This window comes from Oleiphilus sp. HI0043 (assembly GCF_001634935.1).
Genome location: NZ_LWEY01001644.1, coordinates 1 through 22,555, shown reverse-complemented (window position 1 = coordinate 22,555; position 22,555 = coordinate 1). Strand labels below are relative to the sequence as shown.

Below are 22,555 nucleotides of genomic sequence, written 5' to 3'. Positions count from 1 at the left end.
TCTCAACCACTTACGCCACTACTATCAGGCGCTTCGGTCAGGAATACACTGCCCAGGTCGAGATTTGACGACAGGACTTCGTCAAACTCACTCGACGCCCCTTCGAGACCGATATGGTCGTCCTCGGTTTTGACTCTTAAACCAACCAAATTATTTTCAATGCAAACATCTTTTAACAAGGTCAATGACGTTTTTTCGAACTCGTGTACAAGTACTTTACTGACAATTTTTGTGTCCTTGCTCATCCATACCTCGTTTAAAACGGACCTGAGAATTAACAAATTTGAAACTGCATTTGATGCTACAACAGTATAGTGTACAAATAAGGCTAGCGAGTAAAATTATCAGATTGAGCCGCTTGTGCTCGAACTTGAGTGTGCTACCTTATATGCTATTAACCAGGAGTCGCTTAAGTACATAGATAATAAAAAGGAAAAATTATGAAAAGTATAATGTTGATGGTCCTATGCGGCTTTTTGGCTTCATTCAGTGCTATCGCTTCTGAAGGCCTGGTATCACTTGAAAGCCCGTATACAGTGAAGAAAACTGCCGACCGATTTGAATCAATTATTCTGGCGAAAGGTCTAAGTTTGTTTGCAAGAATTGATCACAAGGAAAATGCGGAAAGCGTTAATTTGGCTATGCCCGAGACGGAGCTTATTCTTTTTGGTAACCCAAAGGTAGGAACACCTCTAATGAACTGCGCGCCAGCGGTAGCAATCGATTTACCGCAGAAAGTAATGATTCAAAAGGATAATGATAATAAGGTCAGAATTTCATACAACAATCCGGAGTATTTACAGAAGCGTCACGATATTCAAGGTTGTGACCAAGTCATATCTAAAATCGCCGCAGTACTGAATAAGCTGAGTACCGCAGCAATTAGTCAATAATTTAGCCAGCAAACATAACAACCGCTTCGCCTTCGATCACGGTTTCTCCCTGATCGTTTACACAGAGGGTGCTAAGCGTAATGATGGGCTTATCATTACGTATGTTGATAATCTCTACTGTTGCAGTGACTTCCTGATTAATAAATATTGGTTTCTTGAATTTTAAGTCCTGCCCCAAGTAAATGGTACCTTCTCCGGGCAGGTGTTTTCCTAACAAACCAGAAAAAAGGCTTGAAACAAGCATCCCGTGGACTATTTGTTTACCAAATGGTGTCTTGGCTGCATAGTCGGCGTCAAGGTGGACCGGGTTGAAGTCAAGTGATAACTCTGCAAAAGCATTTACTTCTGCTTCAGAAAAACGTTTGCTGATACTTGCGCTTTGGCCAAGACTAACTTTCGACATACTTGTTTTATTCCCTTAATGCTTGTTGTGAGTGATGAGCCGGTAGTGACTAGCTCGATATTAGTTTGTCTACATTAAAAAAAGGTGACACTGATAGACGTCAAGCCAAGGGTATTTAGCCAATAATATTTTCTTTGAATTGTCGTTGGATTTCTTCGACTAGCTCGCGATTTTTAATTAGTGCATCAACGCATTCCCTATCCAGCTTAGTGCCAGCCATGGCGTCAATTTTTGCGAAAGCATCATCGTTTGACCAAGCTTTTTTATAAGGTCTCTCACTGGTTAGTGCGTCAAAGACATCGGCTACTGCGACAATTCTTGCCTCGATAGGGATATCTTGGGCAACTAGCCCATCAGGGTAGCCGGAACCGTCGTAGGCTTCGTGATGGTGGTGGGCGATATTTTTCAGAATGTCGATGTAGTTGAGGCTATCTAGGCTGAAGTTTTCTAACAGCGTATCGATTAGCTCCTTGCCTTTCTCTGCGTGAGATTTCATGATCTCGAATTCTTGATCATCTAACTTTCCTGGCTTTAAGAGTACAGAGTCGGGAATACTAATCTTGCCAATATCATGCAAAGGTGAGAACAGGAAAATATGCTCGACAAACTGGTCGTCAAAACCATATTTATGCGCCAGCTCGTCAGCGATTAGTCTTGAAAATCGGGACATTCGGTCGATGTGCATTGCTGTTTCAGGGTCACGATGGTGAGTGAAATTCATGGCGCTTCTGACAGTTGCTTGTAAGGTACCTACCACATCTTGTTCATGGGATACCAGAAGAACGAGCATGTGAGCTGTCATATCCAGGTCTACCAAGGTGCTTTCTTCAAAGACGTTTTTTTCGAAGGAGTTAAAAAATATAAAGCCGATAAATTGCCCATCTTGATACATTGGAAATGTATAGCTAGAGCCGAAATGACTCTTTTCTAATACTCTCGTATGGGTATTCTGGCCGTCAGAAAAAATTTCCATATTGTTTACGACTCGTGGATTCCCACTCTTGATTATCTCTATCAGGGAAGGGGCATCGCTTAAACTTGCTTGATAGTGAGTCAAAGGGCTTTCGTGTTCGCTGCTCCAAGCAAAGGTTTTAAGGGTATCGGTTTTCGCATCAAACAAGGCGACGGCGATACGGTCAATATAGTGATGCTGATGTTTTAAGTGCCCATGGAGTAGCCGCAACTTTTCAAGTAAAGGGCTACTGGAGCCTAATTTCTTTAAGGGGTCTTGGTGACTGTATACGCTTGGTTTGTCCATGTTTCATCTTTAGCTCGTTCAAGTCGTTAGTTCTAGTATAGACGAGCTGGGTCAAGCGAAAAGCAAAAAACTAAATTGGTTACAAATCTGAACTTTGTTCCGAGTGGATTTAGCGGCTAAGCTGGTTTATTCTTCGCGTCATATATAGTTTCTTAATAATTTATTACAAAATAACCTAACAGGATGTCAATATGAGTTCGATTCTATCGGGGATGCGAGTGGTTGAAGCCTCTGCATTTGTCGCTGCGCCTCTTGGAGGAATGACTTTAGCTCAACTTGGAGCGGACGTCATTCGAATAGATGCGATAGGGGGGGGGTTGGACTATCGTCGCTGGCCCGTTACAAAAGATAATGTCAGTCTGTTTTGGGCAGGGCTAAATAAATCTAAGCGTTCGGTAGCGATCAACTTTAGGTCTCCAGAAGGTTCAGAACTCGCTAAGCAAATTATAACCGCGCCTGGCAAAGAAGCGGGAATGCTATTGACAAACTTTCCACCTAAGGGTTGGTTGTCTTATGAGGATCTTAAGGCAATTCGTCCAGACATGATACAGCTCACCGTTCAAGGCGATAGGCATGGTGGCTCGGCTGTAGACTATACGGTTAACCCGGCCATTGGCTTACCGTTTTTGACAGGCCCCTCTGATAGTAACTCGCCAACGAATCACGTACTTCCTGCCTGGGATCTGGTGACAGGACAGATGGCTGCACTGGGCTTGTTAGCTGCAGAGCGTCATCGTTATCGCACAGGTGAAGGACAGCACACTAAGATTGCTTTGGCTGATGCGGCCATGGCAGTGATGGGGCACTTAGGATTTATTGCTGAAGCGCAGTTAGGAGAAGAGCGTCCACGTTATGGAAACTATCTCTTCGGTGCGTTTGGACGAGACTTTACGACATCTGATGGCGAGCGTGTCATGGTGATTGGCTTGACCAAACGCCAGTGGAAGTCCTTGTGTATTGCTACAGAAACAGCTGAAAAAATGGACCAGCTAGCGGCAACGCTAGGACGTGATTTTTCTCAGGAAGGTGCTCGCTTTGAGTCTCGTGATGAGATTTCGGCTTTATTTTCTGACTATATTTCTAAGCGCAGTTTTAAGGATATTGAGTCTCGCTTCAATGAAAACGGAGTTTGTTGGAGTAAGTATCAAACGGTTAAGGAAATGGTAGATAGTGACCCGGAATGCTCGCTAGACAATCCAATGTTTAACCAAATTGATCAGCCTGGTGTTGGTTCATTCAGAGCAGCAGGAGCTCCTTGGAACTTCTCGGCATTTGAACGCCAGCCTGCGCAACCGGCGCCAAAACTAGGGCAGCAAACCGATGAAGTGCTTTCTGAAGTGGTTGGTTTGAGTAGTGCTGAAATTGGCCGCTTACACGATGCGGGTATCGTTGCAGGGCCAGAGTAGCGTCTAATCCAAACCTTTTTCCTTAAGTGTGTACTATTGGGGCCAGAGTAAAACAAACGCCTTTACTCTGACCCAATTTGAAGATGCTTATACCCTGTTGTTTCTAAAGAAATTTTATGGACTTCCAGGGGGCATTATTTTTATTCCATAATACTATAAAAATCCTAAGGCGGCTTTGATTCATTCGGCTATATTAGTAGGGATAGTAATACTTATGGAATAGAAAGGAGTCAAAATGCCCCAAGCAGGAAGCGCCCTGGAGCCCTTACACCTATTATTTAAAGAAACATGTATTGACGTTTTCGCAAGCATTCAATGCGAATTGGAAATTGTAGAGTCGGCAAAAGAGGTCTTGGCCCTGCCTTGCGCATTTATCGAAGCGCTTTCCGATGACCTGGAGCTGAAATTACTACTACGAGGCCCTGTCTCCATTCTAAGAGAAACTTATCCAATTAAAGGTGATGCCGAGTTTGTTCAAGCTCATGAGATTGAAGACTGGATTTCCGAATTGGCTAATCGTTTTATGGGGGCGCTCAAAAACAAACTCATCGATTATCAGCACTACCTGCAACTCGGCACCCCTCAAAAGCAGTTTGGCATTCGGCTTGATGAATTGCTTGACGAAGGTTTTTCGATGTTAACGCTTAACTTTCAAAGTGGGCGAGAAGTCTTTGAATGTAGTTTGCACACAAAAGTATTAAATCAAAATTTGTCCTTTGAGTATAAAGAGCCTGAAGCCGATCCTTTTGATGATGGCGAGCTAGAGATGTTCTAAATCTTTCTACAAGAGCTAGCTTTTGTTTCGCGCCGCTATTTTTGCTAAAATGCCGCGCAATTTCCTACATATTGAATTTTTGTGACCTTACTTTATCAAAAGCGTTTGTTCTTCAGGCTTTATAGTTAAGTTAAGGTCATCTAGCTGGTTACTATTCCATGAAAGAATCCTTATTGCTTCGTTTAGACAGTATTTCTGAACGTTACGAAGAATTAGCAGCTCTTATGAGCGACCCTGATGTGATCACAGACCAGAATAAATTTCGCGACTTTTCAAAAGAGTATGCTGAAATTGAGCCGGTTGTGAAATGTTACGCTAGCTACAGACAAGCTCAGGACGACATCGAAGAAGCCAACATGCTGATGAATGATGGTGATGCCGATATGCGCGAGATGGCTCAAGAAGAGCTGAAAGAGGCAAAGTCTTCTTTGGAAACTCTTGATAAGGAGTTGCAGACTCTCTTGTTACCTAAAGATCCGAATGACAAGAATAACGTTTTCTTGGAAATTCGAGCGGGAACCGGTGGTGATGAGGCGGCAATTTTCTCTGGGGATTTATTTCGCATGTATTCTCGTTATGCTGAGAAGAAAGGCTGGAAGGTTGAAGTGGTTAGCGAAAACCTGGGTGAGCACGGTGGTTATAAAGAAGTGATTACACGGCTTGTCGGTGAGGGTGTATATGGGAGCCTGAAGTTTGAGTCAGGAGCTCATCGTGTACAACGTGTTCCAGAAACCGAATCGCAAGGCAGGGTTCATACTTCGGCTTGTACGGTGGCTGTGATGCCGGAAATTGATGCTGTGGATGAGATCGAAATCAATAAGGCTGACTTGCGTATCGATACCTTCCGGGCTTCGGGCGCCGGTGGTCAGCACGTCAACAAAACGGATTCGGCTATTCGTATTACCCACTTGCCAACAGGTGTGGTAGTTGAGTGTCAGGACGAACGATCACAGCATAAGAATAAGGCTCGCGCTCTATCTTTGTTGCAATCGAGGCTACTGACGGCTGAACAGGAAGCGCATGCTCAAGAACAATCAGATCAACGAAAAAGTCTCGTAGGTAGTGGTGACCGTTCTGAGCGAATCAGAACCTATAACTTTCCTCAAGGTCGCATGACTGATCATCGAATTAATTTGACGCTCTATAAGCTAGCTGAAGTTATGGAAGGTGATTTGGACCAGGTGTTACAGCCTTTATTGCAAGAGCATCAGGCTGAATTACTCACTTCTATGGGTGAGTAATAAGTAGATATAGCTTATTGGAGTTTGATATGAGCCATCAACTGACTATTTCAGAGGCGATGGCAAAATCCCTCGAATTGACAAGCAGTTCGGCATCTTTGGATGTTGAGCTGCTCTTATGTCACGTGCTCGATTGCGAGCGTGCTTATTTACGGACCTGGCCTGATAAAAGTCTGGATCAAGACCAAACCGAGCACTTTCTTTCTCTTGTTTCACAACGCCAAAAAGGGCGTCCTATTGCCCACCTAATTGGTCAGCGAGATTTTTGGACTCTAAATTTAAAGGTTAATGAGCATACTCTCATTCCAAGGCCTGATACCGAAGTGCTTGTTGAAAGGGCTTTGAATTTGCCGTTGGATAAGTCCGCCATTTCAGTACTTGATCTCGGAACGGGCACGGGGGCGATAGCCTTGGCATTAGCTAGTGAGCGCCCAGCATGGCAGGTCAATGGTGTTGACCGTTTTCCAAAGGTCATTGAGCTAGCAAGGCAAAACGCAAACTTGAATAGCCTTCCTCATGTTGAGTTCTTCTGCAGCGATTGGTTTTCCGCATTCCGGGAGCAGCGTTTTTCTCTGATTGTTAGTAATCCTCCCTATATCGATGCCAAAGATAAGCACCTGCGTGAAGGGGATGTTCGATTTGAGCCTGCTTCTGCTCTGATTGCTGAAGATCAGGGGATGGCCGATATCAAAAAGATTACGCATGATGCGCGTGAGTTTCTCGAAGCAGGTGGCTGGCTACTTTTTGAACATGGCTATGACCAGGCAGAGCTTGTTAGGTCAGTACTGAAAAAAGCGGGTTATCAGCAGGTCGAGACAAGTAAAGATTATGGCGGTAACGATCGTGTTACCCAGGGCCAATGGACTGGGTAAGACTAGTTTTATATCTGTATAGAGGTGAATTGTGAGCGAGCAGCAAAGTCGCGAAGTTTATCAAGAGTTAAGTGATCCGGAGTTATTGCGATATAGCCGGCAGATCATGTTGCCTAAATTCGATGTTGCGGGGCAGTTGGCGCTCAAGAATGCAAAAGTACTTATTATTGGTGCGGGTGGCTTGGGTAGCCCGGTTGCGATGTATCTTGCAGCAGCAGGTGTTGGCTGCATAACTATCGTTGATGATGACCATGTTGATGTTTCCAACTTGCAGCGCCAAATTCTACATGGCGAAAGCTCGTTAGGAAAAATGAAAGTAGACTCCGCGGCTGAAATGCTTGGCAATATAAACCCTCATGTTGAAGTGAAGGTACTTGCCAAACGTCTGGATGAGGAGGGGTTACGGTCTGCTGTCGCCAGAGTTGACTTGGTTTTGGACTGCAGCGACACATTCACAACTCGATTCTCGGTCAATAGAGCATGTGTCGAAGAAGCAAAGCCTCTAGTGTCTGGTGCCGCGATTCGAATGGAAGGGCAGGTAAGTGTTTTCGATATGCGTGACGATGAAGCACCGTGTTATCAGTGTTTGTATGCTGAAGGGGATGACGAGCAGCTTACCTGCTCAACGTCAGGTGTTATGGCGCCGTTGGTTGGCATTATAGGGAGCATGCAGGCAATGGAGGCTATTAAGGTACTGAGTGGCCTAGGATGTTCTTTAAAAGGGCGCTTAATGATGCTGGATGCTACTTCGATGGAGTGGCGGACGTTGAAACTGAAGAAAGACTCAGGCTGTCAGGTCTGTGGTAAATAAGTAAAACGGACTCTTGATTCGACTCAAGTAAAGCTAGATCAATTTGGTATTTTTAGTGAAAGATATTGCTTAATTACTATTTCCTTCCAATAATGAAAGTATACGGAGGAGTGGAGTGATGAGAGAGATTACATCGAAGCTAGGCTTGCTGGTATTGCTTTTTTCAGTAGGGAACGTTAGCGCAGAGACTCTTAAGTTCAGTTATTGGGATGATGCGAAGCCACCTTTTGTTATTGAACATGATGGTGTAGTCCATTCTGGCATTATCAAAGATCTGGCCGACCAGATTTCTTCCGAAGCGGGATTGCAAGCCGAGTTTGTGAAACTTCCAGTCTTGCGAATTGAGCAACAATTGCAGTCAGGTGACATCGATGTGGATTGTTTGACGAGCCCTATTTGGAAGGAATTACCTTCTTCCTATCATTGGTCCCCTGTTTTATTTGATGGGGCAGACAGATTTCTTGTTCGTCCAGAACTTAGCTTGAAGCTTCATTCATACAATGACCTTAAAGGAACAACTCTAGGAATCTATAACGGTTATGTTTATCACCCTGAAGTGATGAGCCTGATTAAGTCTGGAGACGTAGCGACAATCAAGCTGAAGGGCTTGGAGCATGGGATTCACTTGCTGCAATTGAAAAGGCTAGATGTGCTGATTGATTTCGGGATTTTGCTCAAGTATCAACTTCGAGAAAGAAAATTGAATGAGCAGCTTGTATTGGCCAAGCTGCCTGCAGACGAATATAAACTTCATTGCGCCTATTCAAAACAAATTAAAAATAAGATTGCGCCAAAAACACTCGATATGCTTATTGAAAACCTCGTCAGAACCGGTGAGCTTGATCGAATTCTAAAACGTTATCAGTGATCCACTTCATTAGATAAATTGCTGCTTTATTGGCTTGCGGCATACTGTGTTGATCGAAACTGGCTCAAACTATAATCTCTTGTATAGAATTCAGGGTGAGCTAAGGGCGCTAGTTGGATAGGTAAGGCTACTTTTGCGAGTGACAGGTTTTTCAGCAAGAAAGGGCCTTCTTCCTGAGCGTCATGAATCATTAAGCCATCGAACTCCAAAGGTATCCAATGCTTGCCAGGTGCAAGCTCACCTGAATGTTGGGTTGTGCCAATAGGTGTATTACTGGCGCTATAGAGCGAGGCTTGAAAGTAAAAACGGTTTTTGCTGCTGACGCTAATTTCGGTCTCTATTAATAAATTCCCTTGCGCATTGAGCTTATCTCGAAAGTTTCCGGTCAGCTCTAGAGCCGGTTCTGAAAGAGTGAAAGTAATAGCGTCTGCAAGTTTGTTGGTTTTGTTAACGATTAGTACTTTATATAAACCAGCAATTTTTTCTGCATCAATATCAATTCGATATTCGTAAATGCCGTCCTGATTTTCGTCAGTGAACTCAAACTGTTGCAGGTTCGAGCTTTCATTGTAGATTAGTTGGCCCAGAAACTGGCTTGGAATTGGTGCTTGGTTCGCGTCCTGAAGGCTTGCATAGATGGTTGCTATGTCTCCATGAAGATAGTATTTCTTATCGCTCCAGATTGTTAGTGCAGTATGAGTCTCTTCATCAAGGCTGGTCCGTTCATCAATTGCGTAGCGCTTCTCGGTGGGGTCTTGCTCAGCTGAGCTGATTTTTTGGTTATAGTCTGGGTAGCGGGTAAAGCGATTGTGATCATCAATGATTGCTTCATGTAGTGCAGTTTTTTGCTGGATAGCTTTAATTCTGTCGATGGGGCTCAAGGGCGCTTGCTGCTCGAGAACTTCTTCCTGATCTTCGGTTTCATTGATGTCGGTGCTTGGTAGTTTGGATGGTATTTTTGCTATGACATTATTATTTTCAGTTTTTTGCTGAGCCTGATCAGCAGAGGTCTTACTAACGACAGCAAGCTCGGGCGTGTCTGTGTTTGAGCTGTTGAGCCATAGAAGCCCGCCAATTGAAAGAATTGAAACAAGTGAGATTGTTATTGTTTTGTGTTTCTGCATTTTGGTTAACTCTTAGTTTAGGCGCTTGGTGACTTGGAGGGTAACCCTGGAACTAGCCGTGTAGTTCCAGGGTTCAGTCTATCTCTTGATTTTGCTTATCTTAGTTTGCAGTACAAGAGTCTATGCGGCCGGCCATGTTGCGTCCATTGCCGCAAGATAGGCCGTTTTCGATGGAGGTGTAGCTTGGAGAGTTTATGCCTCCGTTTCGTTCTGCATCGTGGTCGGTATAAACACTCGCCATATTATAGGTGCGCGGTGTGCCTTTATTGCTGTTATTACACTTGAAGGTCGGGCTGCCGTAGGCAATACCAAAGAATGTTTTGTAGGTATTCAGGTCGTCCCAAATATTGCGCTTACCGGAACCTTCACAGCTCATTTGCGATGCCAGGTTGATATAACCATCATCTTCGCCATTAAGCATAGCCGCAGATGCGCCTTCAATACCAGGGAAGCTCTTGTAACCGCCCATAACATAAACCGGAGCAGCTAGGTTGGAACCAATATAATTCTTAACAGTGTAAGAATCGTTTGTTTGAAGCCATTGTACACTTGGGTTGCAGTCTTTACCTAAGAATGCCGCGTTTATAAGTGCATCTAACCAGTTGCCGTTACAAACTCGGTCAGCACCTTCGGTTCCGGTTATTGCGCCGCCAAGCGTGAAAATCCCGAGAATGTCGTTCATGGCGGATGCATAATCAACACTAACGGAACCAGAGCTTGTGTAAGCCGTATTGTAGTTGGGTGCGCCTGAGACCGCATTACCGGCGATAAACATCATCTGCTGAGCGCCCTGACTATGCGATACAACCCAAAAGTCGTCATTGGCCGAGCATTGAGTGCCAGCTTGAGGGTGATTGAGGCCGTCTCCGTTACCTTGCTTGATAGAAATGATCTGTCGAGCAATTTCGCCAGAGGTTTCGTTTCTCCAGTAAGGGTAGCCGCTTTCGTCGGTTGAGTCGTAACCAACAATGGCATAATTGTCGCCAGAGCTCAGCAAGTCATCCATAAAGTCAGCACCGTTATAGTTGCTGAAGTGGGATGTTCGCCAAGAGTCGAGGGCATTGATTTTGATGTCGCCTTGGGTTCCGTGCCCGTGAACCATTATATAGCAGTTGTCGGCAGCCATCGCTTGCCCTGATCCCCATAATAGAGATAAAGAAAGCGCGCAGGTGGAAAGTATAGATTTCTTAGTTTTAAACATAGTTAGGACCTTTCGATATGTATATTATTTTTATTTTGCGTCCTGCGGACAAAGTACAACAGACACTTTATCTGACCATTATCTGAGAAGAGAGGGCCGACCTGTTTTTACTTGATCATTATTTATCGGGAATGGTAAGAAGACCATGACAGTAGAGGACAGAGTATTGGCATTTTTGGCAATAAATATAGGGCAAGCACTTAGGCTTACCCTATAGACTTTTATGCCTGTTTAGTCAGAAAAATTGGCAGCAACGTAGTCTGCAAGACGGGAGCGTTCAACGCTTTGTAGTGTGATGTGAGCATAGTGTTCCCAGTTTCGCATGCGGTCCATTGCAAAGCTGAAGCCACTCGTTGAGGCCGATAGATAGGGTGTATCAATTTGCTTTAGGTTGCCAATCGCAATGACCTTAGTGCCTGGACCAGCTCGTGATATGAGACCGTGCATTTGTGCAGAGGTCAGGTTCTGGGCTTCATCAATAATGAAGATCTTGTCGGAGAAACTTCGGCCTCTCATAAAACCGGAGCTTTTTATTTTTACGCGGCTTTTTAAGAATTCAACACTCGACTTCCTTTCGAAATCGGTGCCGTTGGGGTTGGCGCTCAATGTTTCCAAAGCATCGGTGATCGCGCCCATCCAAGGGCCGATTTTATCTTCTTCTTCGCCGGGTAAGAAGCCGATATCTTCACCCATTGGAACCGTGGCCCGAGTGACAATGATTTCATCATAAAACTTATCTTCGTACACCTGGTGTAGTGCCGCAGCTAGGGTTAACAGAGTTTTACCTGTCCCGGCTTCTCCGGCGATGGTGACGAAATCAATTTCAGGATCAGTGAGTGCTGCCAAAGCAAAATTCTGTTCTTTGTTTTTAGCTTGAATTCCCCAGCAATGATATTGAGATTCAAAATCGGGTAATAACTCAATCGTAGCCGTCTGATCGACAACTTGTCTCAATTGGCCGCGGAAAGTTTGATTACTGCTGGAGTCTGAATATATGTGAGTATTGATGCTCCAGTTGCGAACCCAGGGAGCAGTAATGTGATAGGTGATAAGCGTGCCAAATTCCTGAGAATCCTCTCGGTCAATTTTGATATCTATACCAGGCGCTTCCCACATTTCATCGGTAATTTCGACTTGGCCACTAAAGAGTAATTCGTCACCGACATTGGCTACTTGGTCATTTCGGTAGTCTTCTGAAATCAGGCCATGAACGCTGGCCTTAATGCGCATATTAATATCTTTAGTAACTAGAACTACTGCTACGTCACTATTAGCGTAGTTTTCGCTCAGTTGTCGGGTGACAGCAATGATTTCGTTGTCTGCAACCGGCGCACGTTCCTTTTCGAAGGTTTGGAAGAATAGCTTGCCCTCGTGATTAGTAGCCGGATATAAGGTGCAGGAGTCAAGGCTGATGCCTTTATCGAGCTGGTCTATTTCTATGTTGGATAATAGCTCGTCAAGATAACGGTGAGCCTGCCGAGCGTTGCGGGCAATTTCATTTTTGCCTCGTTTGTGACCATCGAGTTCTTCTAATACTCGAAGAGGAATAAACACTGCGTGTTCATCAAACTTGTAAATAGACTCTGGTTCGTGGATTAGTACATTGGTATCGAGTACATAAAGCTTCTTGTTGTGTTTTAACTTACTTTTTACCATACAAAAACCTCTGACTTATGCAACTTAGGGTTGATAGTTAACTGACCAGATTGTGCCATCAAGTGTGATGCCATCAATTAGAGCTAAGCGTATTTAGCTAGCAGCTTCATCGACGATGACTTTGAGTAGATCATAAGTAGTAATGATACCGCTCAGGTCTTCACCTTTTTTGACAAAAACGCGGTGTAAATGCTCCTCCATCATTAGTTTAGCGACGTCGACAATGGCTGTTTCCTCGTCGACGGAGAAAATTATTGGGGTCATAATATCGCCTACTTCTACTGGAAGTTTGGCCATGCCTTCAAAAATCATCATACGTAAGCGTCTTGCTTCGAGCTTCTCTTCTTCGCTGAGCTGTTCCTCATAAGAGCTATCAACAGAATTTAAGTGGAAGTCGGCAATATCTTTAAGTGTAGCAATGCCAATAAGCTGCCCTTCTTGATTAGCAACGGGGCTGCCAGAGATATTGTTATCAGATAAGAAGGCAGAAAATTGCTGCATGGTCCAGGATTGTGGGACAGATTTGACGTGTGGAGTCATAATGTCGCGAGCGTAGAGTTTATTTAGCTTTCCTGAAGTGGTGTTGCCAGTGTTCATGCTATGGGGTCATTCCTTTACTTAAATTCTACAGTAGTAACTTAAAAAAAAGACCTCCGAAGAGGTCTTGGTCTTAATCTTCTGGAAGTGTAACGTTTAGTTCCAGAATTGAGCAATCATCGTTTTTATCTAGCTGTACCTGAACTTGTTCTTGATCGACAGGTACATATTTTCTTATCACCTCGAGAATCTCTTGTTGGAGCTGAGGTAAATAATCAGGTTGTTCACGTTTACCTCGTTCATGTGCGACGATGATTTGTAAACGTTCTTTAGCGATTGATGCAGTGTTCTTTTTGCTGCTTTTAAAGTAATCGAAAAAACTCATGCTGTTGTAGACCCCTTAAACATACGTTTAAAGAAGCCCTTTTTCTCTGTTTGCAAGAAGCGATGAGGCAGCTCGTTACCTAGCAGTCTCTCTACAGCATCCGAGTAGGCTTGTCCGGCATTGCTTTCTTGGTCGTGAATAACAGGAACCCCTTGGTTTGAAGAGGATAGTACTGCCTGAGACTCAGGTATAACGCCTAGTAGTTTCACGGCCAGAATATCTTTTACATCTTCTACATTAAGCATTTCGCCTCTATCGACTCGCTCTGGGTTATAGCGAGTTAGTAGCAGGTGCTCTTTGACGGGTTCTAGTCCTTGCTCGGCACGTCGAGATTTACTGTTCAGGATACCAAGGATTCGGTCAGAATCCCTGACTGAAGATACTTCAGGGTTTGTGACGATAATCGCTTCATCGGCAAAATACAGAGCCATCTGTGCGCCGTGTTCAATACCGGCAGGTGAGTCACAGATAATGAAGTCGAAAGTCTTGGCAAGTTCAGATAGAACTTTTTCAACACCATCTTCGGATAGGGCATCTTTATCACGAGTCTGAGACGCTGGCAGGATGTACAGATTTTCAACCTGCTTATCCTTGATAAGTGCTTGGTTAAGTGTCGCTTCGCCATTGATGACATTTACGAAATCGTAAACGACGCGTCGTTCACAGTTCATAATTAAGTCCAGATTTCGTAGACCTACATCAAAATCAATGACTACTGTTTTTTTGCCCTTAAGGGCCAGACCTGTTGATATGGACGCGCTAGTGGTGGTTTTACCTACGCCGCCTTTTCCAGAAGTTATGACAATCGTCTTAGCCAATTTTATATCCCGTCTTACTAATTGTGTGTCGTTAAAAGGTTACGGTACAGCTTTGTTATTTGTATTCGGAAGTCCTTTGTAAGTGCTGTAATCCAGATCCGTTTTCGTTATATTTCAAGTTCTTTAAAGCTTAGTGTCTCGTTGCTTAAATAGACTTGAGTTGGTTTTTTTAGTGCTGCTTTATCGATATCTTCGCTGATTTTGTATTGCCCGGCAACAGAAACCAGTTCTGCTTCAAGGCTGTGGCAGAAAATTCGAGCATTCGTATTGCCCTTTACCCCTGCTAAGGCGCGACCGCGCAGTGCGCCATATACGTGAATATTACCATCAGCCAAGATCTCTGCACCGGCGCTAACCGGCGCAAGTATGATCAAATCTCCATCGGCAGCATAAACTTGCTGGCCTGAACGGATAGGGGTGTGAATGATTTTGCTTTGCTGAGGTGCTTGTTGAACGACAGTTTTAACCACTTCGACTGTTTCAACTTCTGTATGTACGACCTCTTTTACCTTAGCCTCTGGCTTTTCTGGTGCTGGCTCTGCCTGTCTTTCTTTCTGTTTTGCCAGTAGCCCTAAGCCTGCCTCTTTTGCAGCTTGCTGGTGCTTCTCTAAACCGCCCCTAACTGCCACTGCTTTAATCGAAAACTCACGACATTGGTTGATCAGTTTGTCAAAAGGAACACTGTCTTCTTCAGTAAGCTGTTCGATGTCAATGATGACAGGGAGGTTCTCGAAAAAGCCAGGGGCTTGTGTTGTCTTTGCTGAAAGCTCTTGCTGAATTTGAGCTTCGTCATAGTAGGCCAATTCCAGAACGGTCATCGGCAGTAAAGAGCCTTTAAGCTTTAGGCAGTTGCCAGATGAGCGAGTGGTAGAAGCGGTAGATTCAGGTGTCGCCTGATCGTTAGAGTTGGAGCTGACTGTGGCGCTAGACGTCATTGAGTTACCTGAGCTTGGTTTCTGTGCAATCAGGCCCGATTGTAAGCCAGTTGAGTCACGCACAGATACTTAAATTACAGTTATTGTTTGTGTCATGCCGCAGTTCGAATTAGAGTGCGGTTGATATAGTGAAATATCTTAACATGAGATTGATACTTTCGCTCGAATTTTTAGACTTAATGTGGGACACTTTCGCTCATTATAAAACTGGCCGCTTTTTATAGAGTCCTTAATTAAAAAAGGTAACCATGACCAACGAAATTATGTCTTTTGAAGACGGAGTTGAACAGGTTTCGCTTCGTGAATACACCGAGAAAGCTTATTTAGACTACTCAATGTACGTCATTCTTGATCGTGCATTGCCACATGTTGGGGACGGCTTGAAGCCTGTCCAGCGTAGAATCGTTTACGCTATGTCCGAATTGGGCTTGAAGGCGACAGCCAAGTACAAAAAGTCTGCTCGTACGGTGGGTGATGTCTTGGGTAAGTTTCACCCTCATGGAGACAGTGCTTGTTACGAGGCAATGGTCTTGATGGCGCAGCCCTTCAGTTATCGCTACCCCCTTATTGACGGACAAGGAAACTGGGGTTCTCCGGATGACCCGAAGTCTTTTGCTGCGATGCGATATACCGAGTCAAGGCTGGCTCCTTACGCAGATACACTTTTAGCTGAGTTAGGTCAGGGCACCGTAGAGTGGGCGCCAAACTTTGATGGCACCATGGATGAACCTAAAACTCTGCCAGCACGCTTACCTAATTTGCTATTAAACGGTACCACGGGTATTGCCGTGGGTATGGCAACTGATATTCCACCACATAACCTTAGGGAAGTGGCGAGTGCTTGTATTCGCTTACTTGATGACAGCAGTGTCAGCAATGAGCAGCTTGCTGAGAATGTTCTGGGGCCGGATTATCCTACTGGTGCCGAGATCGTGACGCCTCGTACTGAGTTATTGAATATCTACGAAACGGGCAGAGGCTCGATTCGTATGCGTGGAATTTACCACAAGGAAAACGGCGATATTGTGGTAAGTGAATTACCGCACCAGACTTCCGGGGCTAAAGTACTGGAGCAGATCGCTTCGCAAATGCAGGCGAAGAAGCTGCCAATGGTTGCCGACTTACGAGATGAGTCTGACCATGAAAACCCAACCCGTTTAGTAATTGTTCCACGTTCTAACCGCGTTGATATTGAATCTTTAATGGGTCACCTTTATTCAAGCACCGATTTGGAAAAAACCTATCGTGTTAACTTGAATATGATTGGTATCGATGGCCGCCCGGCAGTGAAAGGCCTGAAGGTTATTTTAACTGAGTGGCTTAGTTATCGAACAGATACCGTAACGCGTAGACTTAAATTTAGGCTCGATAAAGTCGAGAAGCGACTACACCTCTTGGATGGGCTATTGGTCGCCTTCCTGAATATCGATGAAGTAATCCATATCATTCGAACAGAAGATGAGCCAAAAGCTGTGTTAATGGCTCGCTTTAATCTGACTGAAGTTCAGGCAGACTATATTCTGGATACCAAGTTGAGACAGCTCGCTCGACTTGAAGAAATGAAGATTCGTGCCGAGCAGGAAGAACTTGAAAAAGAACGTAAAGAATTGAAGAAAATCCTAGGTTCTTCAGCTTTGATGAAGGCCTTGATTAAAGAAGAATTATTGGCGGATGCAGAAAAATACGGCGATGATCGTCGCTCCCCAATCGTTGAGCGGCAAGAAGCAAAAGCTTTCTCAGAAGCTGATTTGATTTCATCTGAACCCGTGACGGTTGTCTTGTCAGAGAAAGGTTGGGTGAGATCGGCTAAAGGTCATGATATTGATCCGGCAGGGCTGAATTATAAGTCGGGTGATGGCTACGCTTTATCGGCCAAAGGTAAGAGTCATCAAGGTGTCGTGTTTATTGATTCTACCGGGCGCTCTTATACCGTGCCGACACATAGCTTGCCGTCAGCAAGAGGCCAGGGAGAGCCCTTGACCGGTAAGATCAACCCGCCTTCGGGCGCAACGTTTAAAGCGGTCGTGCTTGGTGAACCAGATCAGAAACTATTGATGATGAGCAGTGCTGGCTACGGCTTTATTAGCAATATTTCTAACTTGCAGAGCAAGAATAAAGCCGGTAAGGCTGCTTTGTCCTTACCTAAAGGGGCGGAAGTTATGTCGCCTCAAATGCTAGGTACTGTTGAGGGCAATTATATCGCAGCAGTGAGTAACGAAGGGCGGATGTTGGTCTTTCCCGTGAAGGATCTGCCAGAACTGGCGAAGGGAAAGGGTAACAAAATAATCAGTATTCCTTCTGCTCGAGTTCAAAGTGGTGAGGAGTGGTTGGTGTCCGTGGCAATTTTTGCTGAAGATGATCATTTAGTGATTCATTCAGGCAAGCGTCACTTGAAGTTAAAATTCTCAGACTTAACGCATTATGTCGGAGAACGTGGCAGGCGAGGGCATAAGCTTCCTAGAGGGCTGCAGAAAGTTGATCGCATGGAAGTTGTAAAAAATGAGCCTAAGCAGGCAAAAGGTGAAGTAATTGAGTGAAATTATTCTGATTAATGTTTCAGGGCGTGATAAGTCCGGCTTAACCTCTGAAATTACAGGTATTATGGCGCAATATGAATTGAATATTCTGGATATTGGCCAAGCTGTTATTCATGATCACCTTACCTGGGGGATTCTGGTTGAAGTGCCAAATGAAGGCAGTTCTTCTGGAGTGATGAAGGAGCTTTTGTTCCGTATGCACGAGCTGAACCTCCAAGTTACTTTTCAGGCTGTGAGTGCTGAAGAGTATATGCATTGGGTCGAAGGAAAGGGTAAAGCGCGCTATATCGTTACCTTGCTTTCTCGCCTGATCACTGCAGAGCAAATTGCTAAAGTCTCTGAAGTGACTGCGGAGCATGATTTGAATATCGACAACATTACCCGACTGTCCGGGCGTCGTGGTTTGGATGTCGATCCTCAGTCGAGCCAGGCATGTTTGGAGTTCTCTGTTCGCGGAAATGTGCCGGATGCTGAGGCGTTGAGAGCTGACTTTTTAAAGATTGCCAGTGAGCTTAACGTCGATATCGCCTTCCAGGAAGACACAATTTATCGCCGTAATCGTCGTTTGGTGGTTTTTGATATGGATTCCACCTTAATTGAAGCAGAAGTGATCGATGAGCTGGCGAAAGAAGCGGGTGTCGGAGATCAGGTATCTGAAATCACCGAGCAAGCCATGCGTGGTGAGATTGATTTTACTGAGAGCTTTGCTCGGCGTGTTGGTTTATTGGAAGGTTTGAGCGAAGAAGTGCTAAGCAAAGTAGCTGCGCGCCTTAAGATGACTGAAGGTGCAGAAAGGTTGATCTCAACGCTAAAAAGCCTGGGTTACAAGACTGCTATTTTATCGGGCGGTTTTACATACTTTGCTAAAGGGCTGCAGGATAAGCTTGGTATTGATTATGTTTATGCCAATGAGTTGGAAATTAAAAACGGTAAAGTAACGGGGTGCGTGACGGGCCAAGTGGTTGACGGCCAGCGCAAAGCGGCTTTGTTGGATGAATTAGCCAAGAAAGAAAAAATAGGGCGTGAGCAGGTTATTGCTGTCGGAGATGGTGCTAATGACTTGCCAATGCTGAGTCGAGCTGGATTGGGCGTAGCGTTTAGAGCTAAACCTCTTGTGAAAGAGTCCGCTCGTCATGCGATATCAAACCTAGGCCTTGATGCTGTACTTTACTTGATCGGCTTTAGAGATAGAGAAGCAGAGTAGGATCTTAAGGCTATCGGTATGTTTATTCGATAGTCTTAATTAGCCCTTCTTGAAAGTCTGTTTGTGCAATGGCTTGTTCGCTCGTTTGCGGTTGGGTCATCCAACTTAATACATCATAGTAGCGACGTATGTTTTGCACGTATATGACCGGCTCATTACCACGGGCGTAGCCGTAACGAGTCTGTTTATAATATTTCTTCTTCTGTAAAAGTGGTAAGAATTCTTTTACGTCCATCCATTTGTCCGGGTCTTTTCCGGCTTTCTCTGTCAGAATCCTTGCGTCATCAAGATGGCCGTAGCCCACGTTGTAGGCAGCTAAGGCAAGCCAGCTTCGGTCTGGTTCAGCTATGCGCTTCGGAATCCTGGCTCTAATTTTAGAGAAGTAGCGAACACCACCTTTGATACTCTGCTCAGGATCTAATCTGTTTTTAATGTTCATTTCCTTTGCCGTGATGCGTGTCAGCATCATTAGTCCACGAACACCGGTTGGAGAAGTTGCACGAGGTCGCCAGTGAGATTCTTGGTAGCCCATCGAGGCCATCAGGCGCCAGTCGATGTCTTGCTCTTCTGCAAACTCTTTAAAAGTTTCTTCGTACTTTGGCAGCCGGCTGTTTATATGCCGTATAAAGGTGCGAGCGCCCACGTAATTGAGTTGTCCCAAGTGTCCAAAATAGCGCTCTTTAAGGTTAATAAGTCTGCCATCTTCTTCAATTCGGGATAAGAAGTTGTTTACCTTGTTAATTAAGGTGTGATCTGTGCTGGCAGGAAAGTACCAGCTAATTTGTTGTGCTTCACCAATTTCAAAGGCCTTTTTAACTCGCGGGTAATAAGCTTGGTGAATATCTAGCTCGTTTGAGGTGATGATGGCGTAATCAATTTCTTTGTCTTGTACCATCTTCATCAGGTCAATGGTTTCAACATCAAGAGCTTCCCATTGAAGGGCGTTCATTAAGTCGGGATTTTCATTACGCAGGTTGTTTAATTCTTCTGCGTGATAACTGTCACTTACTACCGCGATACGCTTGTCAATAATATCGCTAATATCTCGCGGTCTAACACTACCGTATCGATAGACGACGATGGGGGTTGTTTCCATGTAAGAGCTGGAGTATTTATATCGATCTGCGCGCGTATCGGAGGCGACCATGCTGGCGGTCGCAATGTTGGTATAGTCGTTATCGAGTGCTGACAAAATCTGGCTGCGGGTGGCCGCGACTTTTACATCCAGTTTGAGTCCCGCATCTTCGGCAAACATTTTCGCAAGGTCATATTCAAAGCCAGCGGGGCCCTCTCGGCCTTCATAATAAACGGCTGGAGCGTTGCGAGTGATGATGTGTAATGTGCTGTGCTTATTGATTTTGTCCATCGTGCTGGGCTTTTCGCAAGCACAGAGCAACGAAGCAAGTAAGAGAATGACAAGCGTTTTGCCATAAAGTAATACTTGGTGAGTAGACCGAAGCTTAATTGGGCTCCGTCGAAGACTGGATTGAATAGAACTTTTTGAATAGGACAAATAAATACCTTTTAATCACCAGACTGCTACTGCATGCATTCCCTTGTTCCGGGGCAGGAGTGCCTCGCTTCAGCGGTGCTGAGCTGTTCCTTTATGTCACTAATTTTATGTATAATCTTTTCAGTAACTGGTCTCTGAGTCAACCTGGAGGGTGGTAAACATTGTTTCAAAATGTACCCGTTTGAGCTCCGTCACGGTCCCCGGATTCACAATTACTACGGCCATTATACCTTCAGATACAATTCTTGGTTAACAGACGCGCCAGTTTCGAGTAGAATACCGCCTCCATTATTTCAACGCTCCTTCGATGAGGTACGCCTTTATTATGTTGGAACTTCGAGGCGCTCCAGCTCTCTCTCCTTTTAGAAGTCATAAACTACTTGAAACCATCCAAGCAGTTATTCCAGAAATCGAATCTGTGTATGCAGAATTTATGCACTTTATTGATGTGTCGCAGGACTTAAATCCTAGCGAACTCAATATCTTGAATAAGCTGCTTACCTATGGTCCAAGTGTGCCCTCTGAGGCAGCGGAAGGCGTTTTGTTTTTGGTTGTTCCACGGCCTGGAACAATTTCACCCTGGTCTAGTAAAGCGACCGATATTGCGCATATTTGTGGCTTGAATCAGGTAAATCGAATTGAACGCGGTGTCGCATATTATGTTCGATCTGCTGAAAAGCTTACGCTCGAACAGCGCCAAACGCTATCTTCGCAGTTCTATGACAGAATGACTGAAGCTGTCTTCCATGAAACGGCGGGTGCCGAGTTGCTGTTTAGACACTCTGAACCGCGCCCTATGAGCAGTGTCGATGTGCTGTCATATGGTGAGAGTGCGCTTGAAGAAGCAAATAAGCGTATTGGTCTGGCTTTGGCTACAGACGAAATAGAGTATTTAACCAAAGCTTTCTGCGGGCTAAAGCGTAACCCGACAGACGTAGAGCTAATGATGTTTGCTCAGGCGAACTCTGAGCATTGTCGTCACAAGATCTTCAATGCATCTTGGGATATTGACGGTGAAGCTCAGCAAAAATCATTATTCTCGATGATTCGTAATACCAATGAGCTGAATTCTGAAGGTGTATTGTCTGCTTATGTTGATAACGCTGCGGTAATAGCCGGATCGAAAGGAAAGCGCTTCTACCCGAACCCTGAAACTCAGGAGTATCAGGCGCATGAGGAAGATATTCATATCCTCATGAAGGTTGAAACACATAACCACCCGACAGCTATTTCTCCATTCTCTGGTGCCTCGACAGGTTCAGGTGGTGAGATTCGTGATGAAGGTGCTACAGGTAAAGGCGCAAAACCTAAAGCTGGTCTGACAGGTTTTACGGTATCGAACCTAAGAATTCCTGGTTTCGAACAGCCATGGGAAACAGATTTTGGCAAGCCTGACCGAATGACTTCTGCCTATAACATCATGCTTGACGGTCCTCTAGGTGGTGCTGCCTTCAATAATGAGTTTGGTCGACCGAACTTGTGTGGCTACTTTAGAACCTTTGAAGAAGAAGTTGCTGGCCCGAATGGTCAGGAAATCAAGGGTTACCACAAGCCTATTATGATTGCTGGTGGTATGGGAAATATTAAAGAGTCCCATGTACTGAAAGGTGACATCGATGTTGGTGCAAAGCTAATTGTATTGGGTGGCCCGGCCATGCTGATCGGCCTTGGCGGCGGTGCAGCCTCTTCGATGGATTCAGGTGCTAGTCATGAGGACTTGGATTTTGCTTCTGTACAGCGTGAAAACCCTGAAATGGAACGTCGTTGCCAGGAGGTTATAGACCGCTGCTGGCAGCTTGATGATAATAACCCAATTGCCTTTATACATGACGTAGGGGCGGGTGGTTTATCAAATGCTTTTCCGGAGCTTGTGAAAGATGGCGGGCGCGGTGGACGATTCGACTTGCGAAAGATCCCTAACGATGAGCCTGGGATGGCGCCACACGAAATTTGGTGTAACGAATCTCAAGAACGTTATGTTATTGCTGTGTTGCCGCAAGACTTGGAGCGCTTTGAGGCGATTTGTGCTAGAGAACGCTGCCCCTACGCTGTGATTGGTGATGCTCTGGAAGAGCATGATTTAACACTGGAAGATCCGCACTTCGATAATAAGCCGGT

21 protein-coding genes are annotated in these 22,555 nt (G+C 44.9%); 10 read left to right on the top strand and 11 right to left on the bottom strand.

Annotated elements, in window-relative coordinates; all coding sequences use genetic code 11:
- Positions 1-2: 2 nt before the first annotated feature.
- Positions 3-245, bottom strand: coding sequence for a hypothetical protein (locus tag A3729_RS31120; protein WP_068641541.1), 243 nt, complete (start codon positions 243-245; stop codon positions 3-5).
- A 195-nt stretch (positions 246-440) separates the two neighbouring features.
- Here A3729_RS31120 and A3729_RS25035 point away from each other — a divergent pair, with 195 nt between their 5' ends.
- Positions 441-893 carry a DUF302 domain-containing protein gene (locus A3729_RS25035; protein ID WP_068513781.1) on the top strand — a complete coding sequence of 151 codons (453 nt, stop codon included), beginning with the start codon at positions 441-443 and terminating at the stop codon, positions 891-893.
- Position 894: 1 nt separating this feature from the next.
- On the opposite strand, the gene A3729_RS25030 is transcribed toward A3729_RS25035, so the two are convergent.
- A complete protein-coding gene (locus A3729_RS25030) occupies positions 895-1,296 on the bottom strand; it encodes a MaoC family dehydratase (protein ID WP_068513786.1) in 402 nt (133 codons plus the stop codon).
- A 115-nt stretch (positions 1,297-1,411) separates the two neighbouring features.
- Positions 1,412-2,554 (bottom strand): HD-GYP domain-containing protein, encoded by a 1,143-nt coding sequence (locus A3729_RS25025; protein ID WP_068513789.1) that lies wholly within the window; start codon positions 2,552-2,554, stop codon positions 1,412-1,414.
- Positions 2,555-2,745: 191 nt separating this feature from the next.
- Here A3729_RS25025 and A3729_RS25020 point away from each other — a divergent pair, with 191 nt between their 5' ends.
- The 6 genes from A3729_RS25020 (at position 2,746) to A3729_RS24995 (ending at position 8,527) form a co-directional block, all read left to right on the top strand.
- A complete protein-coding gene (locus A3729_RS25020; protein WP_068513791.1) occupies positions 2,746-3,960 on the top strand; it encodes a CoA transferase in 1,215 nt (404 codons plus the stop codon).
- Positions 3,961-4,195: 235 nt separating this feature from the next.
- Positions 4,196-4,735 carry a hypothetical protein gene (locus A3729_RS25015; RefSeq protein ID WP_068513794.1) on the top strand — a complete coding sequence of 180 codons (540 nt, stop codon included), beginning with the start codon at positions 4,196-4,198 and terminating at the stop codon, positions 4,733-4,735.
- A gap of 158 nt (positions 4,736-4,893) precedes the next feature.
- Positions 4,894-5,976 (top strand): peptide chain release factor 1, encoded by a 1,083-nt coding sequence (prfA, locus tag A3729_RS25010; RefSeq protein ID WP_068513797.1) that lies wholly within the window; start codon positions 4,894-4,896, stop codon positions 5,974-5,976.
- A gap of 29 nt (positions 5,977-6,005) precedes the next feature.
- Positions 6,006-6,848, top strand: coding sequence for a peptide chain release factor N(5)-glutamine methyltransferase (gene prmC / locus A3729_RS25005; RefSeq protein WP_068513801.1), 843 nt, complete (start codon positions 6,006-6,008; stop codon positions 6,846-6,848).
- Between the two features lie 31 nt (positions 6,849-6,879).
- Positions 6,880-7,659 carry a molybdopterin-synthase adenylyltransferase MoeB gene (locus tag A3729_RS25000; protein WP_082870302.1) on the top strand — a complete coding sequence of 260 codons (780 nt, stop codon included), beginning with the start codon at positions 6,880-6,882 and terminating at the stop codon, positions 7,657-7,659.
- A 118-nt stretch (positions 7,660-7,777) separates the two neighbouring features.
- Positions 7,778-8,527, top strand: coding sequence for an ABC transporter substrate-binding protein (locus tag A3729_RS24995; protein WP_068513803.1), 750 nt, complete (start codon positions 7,778-7,780; stop codon positions 8,525-8,527).
- 26 nt (positions 8,528-8,553) lie between these two features.
- Here A3729_RS24995 and A3729_RS24990 read toward each other — a convergent pair whose 3' ends face one another.
- From A3729_RS24990 to minC, 7 genes are all read right to left on the bottom strand, one after another.
- Entirely contained in the window at positions 8,554-9,651 is a 1,098-nt protein-coding gene (locus A3729_RS24990; protein WP_068513806.1) for a hypothetical protein, read from the bottom strand.
- Positions 9,652-9,751: 100 nt separating this feature from the next.
- Positions 9,752-10,852, bottom strand: coding sequence for a hypothetical protein (locus A3729_RS24985; RefSeq protein ID WP_068513810.1), 1,101 nt, complete (start codon positions 10,850-10,852; stop codon positions 9,752-9,754).
- Between the two features lie 231 nt (positions 10,853-11,083).
- Positions 11,084-12,508, bottom strand: coding sequence for a PhoH family protein (locus tag A3729_RS24980; protein ID WP_068513813.1), 1,425 nt, complete (start codon positions 12,506-12,508; stop codon positions 11,084-11,086).
- A gap of 93 nt (positions 12,509-12,601) precedes the next feature.
- Positions 12,602-13,105: an HPP family protein gene (locus A3729_RS24975; protein WP_068513817.1), complete on the bottom strand. Its 504-nt coding sequence runs from the start codon at positions 13,103-13,105 to the stop codon at positions 12,602-12,604.
- Positions 13,106-13,178: 73 nt separating this feature from the next.
- The gene (gene minE / locus A3729_RS24970; protein ID WP_068513820.1) at positions 13,179-13,430 is read right to left on the bottom strand and encodes a cell division topological specificity factor MinE; all 252 of its coding nucleotides are present in this window, start codon (positions 13,428-13,430) and stop codon (positions 13,179-13,181) included.
- On the bottom strand, positions 13,427-14,248 hold the full coding sequence (gene minD, locus A3729_RS24965; protein WP_068513822.1) for a septum site-determining protein MinD: 822 nt from the start codon (positions 14,246-14,248) through the stop codon (positions 13,427-13,429). The genes minE and minD overlap by 4 nt, the downstream gene beginning before the upstream one ends.
- 107 nt (positions 14,249-14,355) lie before the next feature.
- A complete protein-coding gene (minC, locus tag A3729_RS24960) occupies positions 14,356-15,246 on the bottom strand; it encodes a septum site-determining protein MinC (RefSeq protein ID WP_231877501.1) in 891 nt (296 codons plus the stop codon).
- Positions 15,247-15,431: 185 nt separating this feature from the next.
- On the opposite strand from minC, the gene parC reads away from it, so the two are divergent.
- Both parC and serB read left to right on the top strand, forming a co-directional pair.
- The gene (parC, locus tag A3729_RS24955) at positions 15,432-17,720 is read left to right on the top strand and encodes a DNA topoisomerase IV subunit A (RefSeq protein WP_068513825.1); all 2,289 of its coding nucleotides are present in this window, start codon (positions 15,432-15,434) and stop codon (positions 17,718-17,720) included.
- A complete protein-coding gene (gene serB / locus A3729_RS24950; protein ID WP_068513828.1) occupies positions 17,713-18,924 on the top strand; it encodes a phosphoserine phosphatase SerB in 1,212 nt (403 codons plus the stop codon). Before parC ends, serB begins: the two co-directional genes overlap by 8 nt.
- 22 nt (positions 18,925-18,946) lie before the next feature.
- On the opposite strand, the gene mltF is transcribed toward serB, so the two are convergent.
- Entirely contained in the window at positions 18,947-20,437 is a 1,491-nt protein-coding gene (gene mltF, locus A3729_RS24945) for a membrane-bound lytic murein transglycosylase MltF (RefSeq protein ID WP_197476065.1), read from the bottom strand.
- Between the two features lie 325 nt (positions 20,438-20,762).
- Here mltF and purL point away from each other — a divergent pair.
- Positions 20,763-22,555: phosphoribosylformylglycinamidine synthase (gene purL / locus A3729_RS24940; RefSeq protein ID WP_082882173.1), on the top strand; the 1,793-nt coding region annotated here is incomplete at its 3' end.

Coding starts and splice junctions, on each gene's coding strand:
- A3729_RS25025 (WP_068513789.1), bottom strand. CDS start 2,554: ATGGACAAACCAAGCGTATACAGTCACCAAGACCCCTTAAAGAAATTA.
- A3729_RS25035 (WP_068513781.1), top strand. CDS start 441: ATGAAAAGTATAATGTTGATGGTCCTATGCGGCTTTTTGGCTTCATTC.
- prmC (WP_068513801.1), top strand. CDS start 6,006: ATGAGCCATCAACTGACTATTTCAGAGGCGATGGCAAAATCCCTCGAA.
- A3729_RS24975 (WP_068513817.1), bottom strand. CDS start 13,105: ATGAACACTGGCAACACCACTTCAGGAAAGCTAAATAAACTCTACGCT.
- minE (WP_068513820.1), bottom strand. CDS start 13,430: ATGAGTTTTTTCGATTACTTTAAAAGCAGCAAAAAGAACACTGCATCA.
- A3729_RS25020 (WP_068513791.1), top strand. CDS start 2,746: ATGAGTTCGATTCTATCGGGGATGCGAGTGGTTGAAGCCTCTGCATTT.
- A3729_RS24985 (WP_068513810.1), bottom strand. CDS start 10,852: ATGTTTAAAACTAAGAAATCTATACTTTCCACCTGCGCGCTTTCTTTA.
- A3729_RS24995 (WP_068513803.1), top strand. CDS start 7,778: ATGAGAGAGATTACATCGAAGCTAGGCTTGCTGGTATTGCTTTTTTCA.
- A3729_RS25015 (WP_068513794.1), top strand. CDS start 4,196: ATGCCCCAAGCAGGAAGCGCCCTGGAGCCCTTACACCTATTATTTAAA.
- prfA (WP_068513797.1), top strand. CDS start 4,894: ATGAAAGAATCCTTATTGCTTCGTTTAGACAGTATTTCTGAACGTTAC.
- A3729_RS24980 (WP_068513813.1), bottom strand. CDS start 12,508: ATGGTAAAAAGTAAGTTAAAACACAACAAGAAGCTTTATGTACTCGAT.
- parC (WP_068513825.1), top strand. CDS start 15,432: ATGACCAACGAAATTATGTCTTTTGAAGACGGAGTTGAACAGGTTTCG.
- A3729_RS24990 (WP_068513806.1), bottom strand. CDS start 9,651: ATGCAGAAACACAAAACAATAACAATCTCACTTGTTTCAATTCTTTCA.
- A3729_RS31120 (WP_068641541.1), bottom strand. CDS start 245: ATGAGCAAGGACACAAAAATTGTCAGTAAAGTACTTGTACACGAGTTC.
- A3729_RS25030 (WP_068513786.1), bottom strand. CDS start 1,296: ATGTCGAAAGTTAGTCTTGGCCAAAGCGCAAGTATCAGCAAACGTTTT.